At 63.7% G+C, this 12,477-nt stretch carries 12 protein-coding genes and 2 rRNA genes (1 of these 14 running past the window's edge); 5 read left to right on the forward strand and 9 right to left on the reverse strand.

What is annotated here, in order from left to right; all coding sequences use genetic code 11:
• Positions 1 to 35: 35 nt before the first annotated feature.
• The 5 genes from lptB to argS form a co-directional block, all read right to left on the reverse strand.
• Entirely contained in the window at positions 36 to 824 is a 789-nt protein-coding gene (lptB, locus tag P7644_RS18780) for an LPS export ABC transporter ATP-binding protein (protein WP_404300765.1), read from the reverse strand.
• 8 nt (positions 825 to 832) lie between these two features.
• The gene (lptA, locus tag P7644_RS18785) at positions 833 to 1,477 is read right to left on the reverse strand and encodes a lipopolysaccharide transport periplasmic protein LptA (protein ID WP_404300766.1); all 645 of its coding nucleotides are present in this window, start codon (positions 1,475 to 1,477) and stop codon (positions 833 to 835) included.
• A gap of 113 nt (positions 1,478 to 1,590) precedes the next feature.
• Entirely contained in the window at positions 1,591 to 2,226 is a 636-nt protein-coding gene (locus P7644_RS18790) for a thiol:disulfide interchange protein DsbA/DsbL (protein WP_404300767.1), read from the reverse strand.
• Positions 2,227 to 2,285: 59 nt separating this feature from the next.
• Complete coding sequence (locus P7644_RS18795) at positions 2,286 to 2,930, reverse strand: SPOR domain-containing protein (RefSeq protein ID WP_404300768.1); 645 nt, start codon at positions 2,928 to 2,930, stop codon at positions 2,286 to 2,288.
• Between the two features lie 11 nt (positions 2,931 to 2,941).
• A complete protein-coding gene (gene argS, locus P7644_RS18800; RefSeq protein WP_404300769.1) occupies positions 2,942 to 4,621 on the reverse strand; it encodes an arginine--tRNA ligase in 1,680 nt (559 codons plus the stop codon).
• 123 nt (positions 4,622 to 4,744) lie between these two features.
• On the opposite strand from argS, the gene P7644_RS18805 reads away from it, so the two are divergent.
• Complete coding sequence (locus P7644_RS18805) at positions 4,745 to 5,080, forward strand: PsiF family protein (protein ID WP_404300770.1); 336 nt, start codon at positions 4,745 to 4,747, stop codon at positions 5,078 to 5,080.
• A 63-nt stretch (positions 5,081 to 5,143) separates the two neighbouring features.
• Here the strand turns inward: P7644_RS18805 and P7644_RS18810 are convergent, their stop codons facing one another.
• On the reverse strand, positions 5,144 to 5,599 hold the full coding sequence (locus P7644_RS18810) for a DUF2214 family protein (RefSeq protein WP_404300771.1): 456 nt from the start codon (positions 5,597 to 5,599) through the stop codon (positions 5,144 to 5,146).
• Between the two features lie 22 nt (positions 5,600 to 5,621).
• The gene (locus P7644_RS18815; protein WP_404300772.1) at positions 5,622 to 6,557 is read right to left on the reverse strand and encodes a LysR family transcriptional regulator; all 936 of its coding nucleotides are present in this window, start codon (positions 6,555 to 6,557) and stop codon (positions 5,622 to 5,624) included.
• Between the two features lie 229 nt (positions 6,558 to 6,786).
• Here P7644_RS18815 and P7644_RS18820 point away from each other — a divergent pair, with 229 nt between their 5' ends.
• From P7644_RS18820 to P7644_RS18835, 4 genes are all read left to right on the forward strand, one after another.
• Entirely contained in the window at positions 6,787 to 8,982 is a 2,196-nt protein-coding gene (locus P7644_RS18820) for a malate synthase G (RefSeq protein WP_404300773.1), read from the forward strand.
• Positions 8,983 to 9,085: 103 nt separating this feature from the next.
• Positions 9,086 to 9,301: a cysteine-rich CWC family protein gene (locus tag P7644_RS18825; RefSeq protein ID WP_404300774.1), complete on the forward strand. Its 216-nt coding sequence runs from the start codon at positions 9,086 to 9,088 to the stop codon at positions 9,299 to 9,301.
• A 28-nt stretch (positions 9,302 to 9,329) separates the two neighbouring features.
• On the forward strand, positions 9,330 to 9,518 hold the full coding sequence (locus P7644_RS18830; RefSeq protein WP_404300776.1) for a 4-oxalocrotonate tautomerase: 189 nt from the start codon (positions 9,330 to 9,332) through the stop codon (positions 9,516 to 9,518).
• Positions 9,519 to 9,550: 32 nt separating this feature from the next.
• Positions 9,551 to 10,318, forward strand: a complete 768-nt coding sequence (locus P7644_RS18835) for a class II glutamine amidotransferase (protein WP_404300777.1) — start codon at positions 9,551 to 9,553, stop codon at positions 10,316 to 10,318.
• A gap of 91 nt (positions 10,319 to 10,409) precedes the next feature.
• Here the strand turns inward: P7644_RS18835 and rrf are convergent.
• Together rrf and P7644_RS18845 are read right to left on the reverse strand one after the other, a co-directional pair.
• Positions 10,410 to 10,522 (reverse strand): 5S ribosomal RNA (gene rrf, locus P7644_RS18840).
• A 129-nt stretch (positions 10,523 to 10,651) separates the two neighbouring features.
• Positions 10,652 to 12,477, reverse strand: a 23S ribosomal RNA gene (locus P7644_RS18845) (it continues 1,052 nt past the right edge of the window).

Genomic DNA, 12,477 nt, shown 5'->3' on the forward strand with positions numbered 1-12,477 from the left:
CACCGATTGCCTTGGGCCGCGCACCTGCATCACGCTCACATGCGGAAATGCTCGCCCAGGTACACCCGGCGCACTTCCGCGTTGTCCACGATGTCCGACGGCGTGCCCTGCGCGAGCACGCGGCCATCGCTGATGATGAAGGCATGGTCGCAGATGCCTAGGGTCTCGCGCACGTTGTGGTCGGTGATCAGCACGCCTATGCCGCGCTCCTTCAGGAAGCCGATGATGCGCTGGATCTCGATCACGGCAATCGGGTCGATGCCGGCAAAGGGCTCGTCCAGCAGGATGAAGCGCGGCTGCGTGGCCAGGGCACGGGCAATCTCCACGCGCCGGCGCTCGCCGCCCGACAGCGCCAGCGCCGGCGACTGGCGCAGATGCTCCACGCGTAGCTCCTGCAGCAGGCCGGTAAGCTGGCGCTCGATCTCGGCGCGCGCCAGCGGCCGGCCGGCCTCGTCGGTCTGCAGCTCCAGCACCGCGCGCACGTTGTCTTCGACGTTGAGCTTGCGAAAGATCGACGCTTCCTGCGGCAGGTACGACAGCCCCAGGCGCGAGCGCCGGTGTATGGGCATGTTGGCCACCGACCGGCCATCGATGCGGATGTCGCCGCCGTCGCTGCGCACCAGGCCCACGATCATGTAGAAAGAGGTGGTCTTGCCCGCGCCATTGGGGCCGAGCAGGCCCACCACCTCGCCCTTTTGCACCACCAGGGACACGTCCTTGACCACCTTGCGGCTGCCGTAGGACTTTTGCAGGTGCAGCGCCTCCAGCCGGCTGGCACCGCTGGCCGGGTCATGCGCTGCGCCAGCGGCGCCTGCCCCGCTCACCACGGCGCTCACTTGCCGTCACCCAGGCGGGGCGCGGGGCGCAGCGCCGGCGGCGCACTGCCCGCGGGCGTTGCCACGCTCCCCGCGGCCGGCTCCTTGGGCCCCAGCACGGCACGCACGCGGCCGCCTGACGCGCCCGCGTTGGCAGCGCCCGGCGCGGCCTTTTGCCCGTCCACGGTGAACACATCGGTGACGTTGTTGTAGACGATGAGCGCGCCCATCAGCTCGTCGGTGAGTGTGGCCTCGCGGTAGCGGCGCAGCTCGGCACGGCGTATGAGCTTGACGATGTCGCTGCGGCCGTCGTATTCGATGACCTCGCTCTCGCCCTCCACGAACTCATCCACCCCTCCGGGCGGCGTGTCGCGCTTCTGGCGGAAGAAGGCGCGCTTGCCGGGCTCGGCCGTCACCACGCCGTGCTGGTAGCCCTCAGGATCCTGACGCACCTCCAGCTGCGCGCCGCGCAGCACGATGCTGCCCTTGGTCATGACCACATGGCCGGTGAACACGCTGGTCTGCTTGAGCTCGTCGTGGCGCAGCGCATCGGCCTCGATGTTCATGGGCTTGCCGCGGTCGGCCTTCTCAGCCTGCGCGACAGGCAGGAAGGCCAGGGCCAGGACGCCAAACAGCAGGAGGGAGGGCAGTCTGATTTTCATAGGGCACGATTCTTGCGGTCATTGTACTGATCGCCTTGGCCACCCTGCGCCGCACCGGTACAGGAGCAAAAAAAAGCGCGCTCCAGGCGCGCTTTGGCGTGTGGCACAGCCTCTCAGCCCTTGCGCACCTGCGCCGCAAGCTGCTCCACCAGGCGCAGCATATTGTCCGTGCTGCCGGCCATGGTGCCATCGACGTAGTAGCGCCCGGCCACGCCCATGGAGGGCACCCCCTCCACATCGTAGGCCTGCTGCAGCTGCGTAGCCTTGCGTATCTGGTTGGCGACGCCGAAGGAGTTGTACATCTCCTTGAACTTGGCCTGGTCCAGGCCCGGCTGCATGCCGGCCCAGGCCAGCACCTGCGCGTCCTCCTGCAGGGGCTTGCGCTCCACATGCACGTAGCGGAACGCCTGGGCGTGCAGCGGCTCCAGTTTGCCCAGGCCTTCGAGCGTGTAGTAGAGCTTTTGCATGGGCACGGTCTTGGCATTGAAATTCACCGGCACACGATGCAGGACGATGTCCTTGGGCGCCGTCTTGAGCCAGGCGTTGAGCGCGGGCTCGAACGAATTGCAGTGCGGGCAGAAGTAGCCAAAGAACTCGACCACCTCGATCTTGCCGGCCGGTGCCTCTGTGGCCACCGGCTTGGCCAGCTTGCGGTAATCCTTGCCTTCGCGCGGCTGAGCCCGTGCGGGCAGGGCCAGGGCCCCCGCCGTCAGGGCGGCAGCAGAGAGGGAAAACTCACGGCGTTTCATGGTTCTTGAATACTCCTAAGACGGTATGGAAGCTTGTGAGCCGGTGCAGGGATAAAAGTTCAGCGCTGCACTCGCACCAGCGTCGAGTCGACGCCCGCGCCAGCGAGCTTTTCCTTCAGCGATTCGGCATCGTCACGCTTGGTAAATGGGCCGACGCGCACACGGAACACCGTGCGGCCATTGGCCTCGCGCTCGCTCACACGCGCCTCCCAGCCCAGCATGGCAAGCTTGGCGCGCTGCGCATCGGCATCCTGCTGAGAGCGAAAGGCGCCGGCCTGCACGAAGTATTCGAACGGCTCCGCACCCACCTCGGGCGCGGCCTTGGACTTGGCGCGCGCCAGATCGCCCAGCGGATCGGCCGATGGCTGCACCGCCTCGGGCCGGGCGGCCGTCGTGCGCGCTGCCGGCGCGGGCGCCTCTGGCGTGGCCACGGCCGCCGGCGGCGTTACGGCCGCCCCCTCGGGCGCAGGCGCCGGCGTGACGGGCCGCGCCGGGTTCTTGCCATACAGCGGTGCGTTCGGGTCCCAATTCTTGTTGCGCTTGGCCTCGTCGGCGTCCTGCTCGGGTGCGCGCACGCCGTTCTTGTTCAGGAAGGGCACGGGCACCTTGGTCACATAGATGGCCACGGCCAGCGCGCCACCCAGCCCAACGAGCACCCCGAGGATGAAGCCCACGCCGGTGCTGCCACGTTGCTGTTTCTTCATATGAGGATCACCTACATTCTGGCGGGCGCTGACACGCCCAGCACCGCCAGGCCATTGTGCAATACCTGGGCCGTGGCAGCGACCAGGGCCAGGCGGGCCAGCTTGACCGGCTCATCATCCACCAGGATGCGTTCGGCGTCGTAGTAACTGTGATAGGCGGCGGCCAGCTCGCGCAGGTAGAAGCTCACATCATGGGGCGCATTGCCCGTGGCCGCGGCGGTGAGCATCTCGGGGTACTTGGCCAGGAGCAGCATCAGTGCCTGGGCCTGCTCGCCTTGCAGGGGCGACAGGTCCACGTCCTGCAGGGCAGCCAGGTCATAGTGCTCGTTCCAGCCGCGCAACACCGAGCAGATGCGTGCGTGGGCATACTGCACGTAGTACACCGGGTTGTCATTGTTCTGCGCCACGGCCAGGTCCACGTCGAAGGTGTACTCGGTATCGGGCTTGCGGCTGAGCAGGAAGAAGCGCACGGCATCCTTGCTGGTCCACTCGATCAGGTCGCGCAGCGTGACGTAGCTGCCGGCACGCTTGCTGATCTTGACCTCCTGGCCGCCACGCACCACGCGCACCATGGTGTGCAGCACATAGTCTGGATAGCCCTCGGGAATGCCCACATCCGCCGCCTGCAGGCCGGCGCGCACGCGGGCGATGGTGCCATGGTGGTCCGTGCCCTGGATGTTCACCACCTTGGTGTAGCCGCGCTGCCACTTCTGGATGTGGTAGGCCACGTCGGGCACGAAATAGGTGTAGCCGCCGTCGCTCTTGCGCATGACGCGGTCCTTGTCGTCACCGTAGTCGGTGGACCTGAGCCACAGCGCACCGTCCTGCTCGTAGGTCTTGCCGTTGGCGATCAAGCGCTGCACCGTGGCCTCGACATGGCCGTTGGTGTAGAGGCTCGATTCCAGGTAGTACTCGTCGAACTTGAGCGCGAAGGCCTGCAGGTCCTTGTCCTGCTCGTTGCGCAGGTAGGCCACGGCAAACTGGCGCACGTTGTCGTAGTCGCTCACATCGCCATTGGCGGTGAACTCGCGGTCGTCGGCCTTGACGCTGGCGCGGGCCACAAAGGCGTCGGCAATGTCCTGGATGTAGTCGCCGTTGTAGGCGGCCTCGGGCCAGGCGGCATCGCCCGGCTTCACGCCCTGGGCACGCAGCTGCGTGCTTTTGGTCAGGGTGTCGATCTGCACCCCGGCGTCGTTGTAATAGAACTCGCGGTGCACGCTCCAGCCCTGGGTGGCATAGAGATTGCAGATCGCATCCCCGAGCGCCGCCTGGCGACCATGGCCCACATGCAACGGCCCCGTGGGGTTGGCGGAGACAAATTCCACCAGGATTTTTTCGCCGCGCGCGGCCTGCAAGCCAAAGCGCTCGCCTTGCCTGAGCACCTCGCGCACCACCTGCTGCTTGGCTGCCGGCTTCAGGCGGATGTTCAAAAAACCGGGGCCGGCGATCTCGATGGCGGCCACCCATTGCTGAAATGCGGGTGTCGCCAGCAGCGCGGCTTGCAGTTGCTCGCCCAGGGCGCGCGGGTTGGCTTTGAGCGGCTTGGCCAGTTGCATGGCGGCCGTGCAGGCCAGGTCGCCATGGGCGGCAAGCTTGGGGTTTTCAAAGGCGGCGCGAACGCCCGCGCCTGGGGAGAGTTTTTCCAGCTCGCCGGCCAGCGCCGCGAGCAATTCCTGTTTGACGGAGAGCATGGGTGCGAATTCTACGGGTCACCCCGGTCATCGCAGTGTGCGGTCCCACCGTTATGCTGGGCGACCCGCATGGCATTGCACGCTCGGCGGGCATTTCACCATTCCTTTTTGCAGGAGCACTCCATGAAGAAACTGCTTTCCCTGTTGGCCATTGCCGGCTTGGCCCTCTCGTTCACGGCACAGGCTGCCGATGCCCCGGCGGCCGGCGCAGCGGCGCCAGCCAAGGCTCCCACGGCCCAGCAAAGCAGGATGAAGACCTGCAACGCCGATGCCGGCAACAAGAACCTCAAGGGTGACGAGCGCAAGGCCTTCATGAAGGAGTGCCTGTCCGCCGACAAGCAGGCCAAGCAGCAGGACAAGATGAAGTCCTGCAACGCCGAAGCCGGCAGCAAGAACCTCAAGGGCGACGCGCGCAAGGCCTTCATGAAGGAGTGCCTGAGCAACAAGCCGGCCGGCTGAGCCACCGGCGCATCTGCGGCGCCCCGCAACGCCGCCCGGCCTGCGGGGTTTTTCTTGGGGCGCTCAGCGCGTCCCGACGCCGCGGGCGAGAAACACCGCCAACAGCACGACGATGATCATCAGATGCGAGGCCCACATCTCCAGGCGTCGGGCGGCGCGCAGCTCCTGCCCCTGCGGCAGCTCGCCCCCCGCGACGAGCTCGCGACGCCAGCGACGATAACGCTGCCCGGCCACGGCCGCCAGCGCCAGCATCAGCACCAGCAGCGTCAACTTGGCATGCAGCAGCGGCTGCCCCCAATACCAGTCTAGCCCCTTGATGCCCCACCAGGTGCGCGCCAATCCCGTCGCCAGCACGATGGCGCCCGAAACCAGCGTCAGCAGGTTCAGCCGCACCAGGCGCCGCACCGCGGCGGGGTTGATCCAGTCCTGGCGGCACAGCGCGGTCTCGCTGGTCATGAAAGTGGCCAGCATCAGGAAGGCCATGATGTGGGCAAAGGCCAGCAGGGCTTCGGTCGTCACGGTGGGGGCTCCTTGTAGTCGGTCAGTGATCGGGGGCGCGGCCCCAGAATTCGGGCTGGGCGTAATGGTGCCTGAGGTATTCCATCCACAGGCGCACGCGCAGCGGCAGGTGCTTGCGCTGGGGGAATACCAGGTAGATGCCGTTGGGCGGCGCGGCGAAGGCCTCCAGCACCGGCACCAGGCGGCCGGCGGCGATTTCCGACTCCACCTCCCAGGTGCTGCGCCAGGCAATGCCCCAGCCGCCCAGACACCAGTCGTGCAGCACCTGGCCGTCGGAGCAGTCCAGCGGCCCGCCGGGCTTGACGTAGATCACCTCCAGGCCGCCGCCATCGGCATGCGGCACGCGAAAGGCCCAGCCGCGGGTCTGCGAGGCGTCGCTGGACAGCGTCAGGCAGTCGTGCTGCGCCAGCTCGCCCGGGTGGCGTGGCGTGCCCCGGCGCGCCAGGTATTGCGGCGTGGCCACGCACAGGCGGCGGTTGTCGGCCATGCGCACGCTGACCAGGGACGAGTCGGGCAGGTCGCCCACGCGCACGGCGCAGTCATAGCCCTCGCCGGCCAGGTCCACCACGCGGTCGGAGAGGTTCAGCGACACCGTCACCTCGGGGTGACGATCACGAAAACGCGGCACCAGCGGCGCCACATGGCGCCGGCCGAAGCCCGCCGGCGCGGTAATGCGCAAATGGCCCGTGGCCTTGATGCCACCGGCCGAGACGCTGGCCTCGGCATTGGCCACGTCGGCCAGCAGGCGCTGGCAGTCCTCCAGAAAGGCACTGCCCTCATGCGTCAGCGTGATGCGCCGCGTGGTGCGCACCAGCAGCTTCACGCCCAGGTGCTCCTCCAGCGCGTCCAGGCGCCGCCCCATGATGGCCGGCGCCACGCCCTCGGCACGCGCCGCGGCCGTGAGGCTGCCCTTGGTGGCCACCGAGACAAACGACTCGAAGACTTTGAGTTTATCCATGAAAACAGCCTCAAACGCTTACGCAGAAAACGTTAAAAGCTCACTTTTTTGATGACACATCCAGGGCACATGCCGCGCAGACGACGAATTACCGGGCTCATTTTTGCAAAAAAGTCATTGGTTTAGAAATATTTTCCCTGTTTATATGCGGAAATATTTCCAATACAGTGAGCCCCAGACTCCTCATGGAGGGTGACGGCTTTGTTTTTTGATCTTGCGAGAGGCTCACATGACCACACGTACCCAAATCCACGGCCTGCAGGTGGCCACCACGCTGCACAGCTTCATCAACGAACAGGTGCTGCCCGGCACCGGCGTCGGCCCCGAGGCCTTCTGGCAGGGTTTTGATGCCCTGGTGACCGAGCTGGCGCCCAAGAATGCCGCCCTGCTAGCCGAGCGCGACCGGCTGCAAAAGGAACTCGACACCTGGCACCAGGCCCACCCTGGCCCGATCGCCGACATGGCGGGCTACCGCAGGTTCCTGGAAACCATCGGCTACCTCGTGCCCCCGCCGCAGGGCGTGCAGGCCACTACGACCAACGTGGATGCCGAACTGGCCCTGCAGGCCGGCCCGCAGCTCGTCGTGCCTATCCTCAACGCACGCTACGCGCTGAATGCCGCCAACGCCCGCTGGGGCAGCCTGTACGACGCGCTCTACGGCACGGACGTGATTGGTGAAGATGGCGGAGCCGAGAAGGGGCGCGGCTACAACCCGGTGCGCGGCGCCCGCGTGATCGAATTTGCGCGCAACTTCCTGGACCAGGCCGCGCCGCTGGCTGCGGGCTCGCACAAGGACGCGGCAGCCTACCGCGTGGACGCAGGCCGGCTCGTGGTGCAGCTCAAGGACGGCAGCCGCAGCGGACTGCAGCACGCCAGCCAGTTCGTCGGCCACCAGGGGGACGCCGCAGCCCCATCGTCCGTGCTGCTGGTGAACAACGGCCTGCACATCGACATCCGCATCGACCGCACCACGCCCATTGGCCAGAGCGACGCCGCCGGCGTGTCCGACCTGGTGATCGAGGCCGCCCTGTCCACCATCCTGGACCTGGAAGACTCGGTCGCCGCCGTGGATGCCGAGGACAAGGTGCTGGGCTACAGCAACTGGCTGGGCATTCTGCGTGGCACGCTGACCGAGACCTTTGACAAGGGCGGCAAGCCGATGACGCGCGGCCTGGCCGCCGACCGCGAGTACACCGGGGCCAACGGCCAGCCGGTGCGCCTGCATGGCCGCTCGCTGATGTTCGTGCGCAACGTTGGCCACCTGATGACCAACCCCGCCATCCTGTGGGGCAGCGAAGGCAAGGAAATCCCCGAGGGCATCCTGGACGCCGTCGTCACCACCGCCATCGCCATCCACGACCTGAAGAACCTGGGCCAGCCCGGCATCCGGAACTCGCGCACCGGCAGCGTCTACATCGTCAAGCCCAAGATGCACGGCCCGGCCGAAGTGGGCTTTGCCAACGAGCTGTTCGGCCGCGTGGAAAAACTCCTGGGCCTGGCGCAGAACACCGTCAAGCTCGGCATCATGGACGAGGAGCGCCGCACCTCGGTCAACCTCAAGGCCTGCATTGCCGCCGCGCCGGCGCGCGTGGCCTTCATCAACACCGGTTTCCTGGATCGCACGGGCGACGAAATGCACACCGCCATGCACGCCGGCCCCATGATCCGCAAGGGCGACATGAAAAGTAGCGCCTGGATCCAGGCCTACGAAAAGAGCAACGTGCTCGTCGGCCTATCCATGGGCCTGCGGGGCAAGGCGCAGATCGGCAAGGGCATGTGGGCCATGCCGGACCTGATGAAGGCCATGCTGGAGCAGAAGATCGCCCACCCCAAGGCCGGCGCCAACACCGCCTGGGTGCCCAGCCCCACGGGCGCAACGCTGCACGCGCTGCACTACCACCAGGTCAAGGTCAGCGACATCCAGGCCGAACTGGAGAAGATCAACGCCGATGCCGAGCGCGACAACCTGCTCACCGGCCTGCTCACCGTGCCCGTGAGCGCCAACCCGAACTGGACCGAGACCGAGAAGCAGCAGGAGCTGGACAACAACATCCAGGGCATCCTGGGCTATGTGGTGCGCTGGGTGGACCAGGGCGTGGGTTGCTCCAAGGTGCCCGACATCAACGACATCGGCCTGATGGAAGACCGCGCCACGCTGCGCATCAGCAGCCAGCATGTGGCCAACTGGCTGCTGCATGGCATCGTCAGCGAAGCCCAGGTGCGCGCCACCTTCGAGCGCATGGCCGCCAAGGTGGACCAGCAAAATGCCGGCGACCCGCTGTACCAGCCCATGCACGGTCGCTTTGGCGAATCCATGGCCTACCAGGCCGCCTGCGAGCTGGTCTTCAAGGGCATGGAGCAACCCAGCGGTTACACCGAGCCGCTGCTGCACGCCTGGCGCCTAAAGGTCAAGGCCAGCACCTGATGCTTCATAAAGTATAGCTATCAGTGCTTTATGCAGAAGCGCTATAGCCCTATTTGACCAACAACGGCACCAGCGGGTGCCGTTGTGCTTTTACACTGCCGCCATGCCACAGACCGACAGCTCCCATTGCCCCCTGTGCGGCCAGTCGAACCAATGCGCCATGGCCGCCGGGCTGGCACCGGCGCAATGCTGGTGCATGGCTCAGCCCATCGCGCCCGCCGCATTGCAGCGGCTGCCGCCCGAACAGCGCGGCCTGGCCTGCATCTGCCCCCAATGCGCGCGCCCCCTGCCGACTCGGCAGGAGTCGCAGTCGATATGATCAAAGCCCATACTTTCAAGGACCAATCATGCCCACCTACCACATCGAAATGATGGAAGGCCGCAGCGTCGAGCAAAAACGCAAGCTGGCCGAAGAAATCACCCGTGTCTCGGTCGAAATCCTGGGCGGTTCGCCCGAGTCCGTGGACATTCTGATCACCGACGTGAAGCGCGAGAACTGGGCCACGGGCGGCAAGCTCTGGCTAGATCGCCAGTAAACCTGCCCAGCGCCGCCCGGCCCAGGCCCGCCATGTGCCAACTGCTCGGCATGAATGCCAACACCCCCACCGACGTGACCTTCAGCTTCACCGGCTTTGCCCAGCGCGCAGGCCACACGGCGGACCACACCGACGGCTGGGGCATTGCCTTTTTCGAGGGCCGGGGCCTGCGCCACTTCGTGGACCATGAGCGGGCGCTGGACTCCCCCGTGGCCGAACTCATCCGTCGCTACCCCATCCAGAGCCGCAACGTCATCGCCCACATCCGCAAAGCCACGCAAGGCGCGGTCAGCCTGGAGAACTGCCACCCCTTCGTGCGCGAGTTATGGGGCCACTACTGGGTATTTGCGCACAACGGCGACCTAAAGGACTTCCGCCCGCGCCTGCACGCCCATTTCCACCCCGTGGGCAGCACCGATAGCGAGCATGTGTTTTGCTGGTTGATGCAGGAACTGTCCAAGTCCCACGCAGGCATGCCCTGCATTCAGGAGCTGACACTGACGTTGCGCGAACTCGCCGCCCGCATCGCGCCGCATGGCACGTTCAATTTCCTGCTCTCCAACGGCCAGGCCCTGTGGGCGCATGCATCCACCCATCTTTACTACATCGTGCGTCGCCACCCGTTCTCCCAGGCTCAGCTCTGCGACGAAGACCTGCGGGTGGATTTTTCTGCCCACACTACACCGAACGACAAGGTCGCAGTCGTCGTCACGGCACCGTTAACCTCCAACGAGGAATGGACGGCCTTTCAGTCGGGCGAAATGCGTGTGTTTGTCGATGGGGAATGCCTGATTGAATGAGGCCAGCACACAAGGCCTTCATTTCATCTTTCCGCGCAAAGCAAAACGCCCTCCCCCTGGTATCAGGGGGAGGGCGGTTTGGGCTGTAATAGCCTGACGATGACCTACTTTCACACGGGAACCCGCACTATCATCGGCGCGAAGTCGTTTCACTGTCCTGTTCGGGATGGGAAGGAGTGGGACCGACTTGCTATGGTCATCAGGCATAACTGGGTGCTGTGCAGTCATGTGGTGACTGCACGGCGAATTCATAGAGTCTATATCAGCTTGAGGTATTTGATTGCGTACTTGGCATAACAGTCTTGAACTGCTGGTTGGAGCAGTCAAAGTTATAGGGTCAAGCCGCACGGGCAATTAGTACTGGTTAGCTTAATGCATTACTGCACTTCCACACCCAGCCTATCAACGTCGTGGTCTACAACGACCCTTCAGGGGGCTCAAGGCCCCGGCAGATCTCATCTTGAAACGAGTTTCCCGCTTAGATGCTTTCAGCGGTTATCTCTTCCACACTTAGCTACTCGGCAATGCCACTGGCGTGACAACCGATACACCAGAGGTGTGTCCACTCCGGTCCTCTCGTACTAGGAGCAGGCTTCCTCAAATCTGCAGCGCCCACGGAAGATAGGGACAAAACTGTCTCACGACGTTTTAAACCCAGCTCACGTACCTCTTTAAATGGCGAACAGCCATACCCTTGGGACCGACTACAGCCCCAGGATGAGATGAGCCGACATCGAGGTGCCAAACACCGCCGTCGATATGAACTCTTGGGCGGTATCAGCCTGTTATCCCCAGAGTACCTTTTATCCGTTGAGCGATGGCCCTTCCATACAGAACCACCGGATCACTATGTCCTGCTTTCGCATCTGCTCGACTTGTCAGTCTCGCAGTTAAGCACGCTTATGCCATTGCACTATCGTCACGATGTCCGACCGTAACTAGCGTACCTTCGAACTCCTCCGTTACACTTTGGGAGGAGACCGCCCCAGTCAAACTGCCTACCATGCACTGTCCCCGATCCCGATAAGGGACCTGGGTTAGAACCTCAAACGCACCAGGGTGGTATTTCAACGTTGGCTCCATGTGATCTAGCGACCACACTTCAAAGCCTCCCACCTATCCTACACAGATCCGTTCAAAGTCCAATACAAAGCTACAGTAAAGGTTCATGGGGTCTTTCCGTCTTTCCGCGGGGAGATTGCATCATCACAAACATTTCAACTTCGCTGAGTCTCAGGAGGAGACAGTGTGGCCATCGTTACGCCATTCGTGCAGGTCGGAACTTACCCGACAAGGAATTTCGCTACCTTAGGACCGTTATAGTTACGGCCGCCGTTTACTGGGACTTCAATCAAGAGCTTGCACCCCATCATTTAATCTTCCAGCACCGGGCAGGCGTCACACCCTATACGTCCACTTTCGTGTTTGCAGAGTGCTGTGTTTTTATTAAACAGTCGCAGCCACCGATTTTTTGCAACCCCTTTCGGCTTCCTTTGTACAAGTTCACCTAATCAGGGCATACCTTCTCCCGAAGTTACGGTATCAATTTGCCGAGTTCCTTCTCCTGAGTTCTCTCAAGCGCCTTAGAATACTCATCTCGCGCACCAGTGTCGGTTTGCGGTACGGTCGTCAATAGCTGAAGCTTAGTGGCTTTTCCTGGAAGCAGGGTATCACTCACTTCGTCTGCAAGCAGACTCGTTATCACCCCTCATCTTAGCCCGGCGGATTTGCCTACCAGGCACGACTACAGGCTTGAACCAACATATCCAACAGTTGGCTGAGCTAACCTTCTCCGTCCCCACATCGCACTATTGATCGGTACAGGAATATTGACCTGTTTCCCATCAGCTACGCATCTCTGCCTCGCCTTAGGGGCCGACTCACCCTACGCCGATGAACGTTGCGTAGGAAACCTTGCGCTTACGGCGAGCGGGCTTTTCACCCGCTTTAACGCTACTCATGTCAGCATTCGCACTTGTGATACCTCCAGCATCCGTTACCAGACACCTTCACAGGCTTACACAACGCTCTCCTACCACGCACAGTAAACTGTGCATCCGCAGCTTCGGTAACTGGCTTAGCCCCGTTACATCTTCCGCGCAGGACGACTCGATCAGTGAGCTATTACGCTTTCTTTAAATGATGGCTGCTTCTAAGCC

The sequence above is a fragment of the Alicycliphilus denitrificans genome, from assembly GCF_044792555.1.
Lineage (GTDB): Bacteria > Pseudomonadota > Gammaproteobacteria > Burkholderiales > Burkholderiaceae_C > Alicycliphilus > Alicycliphilus denitrificans_A.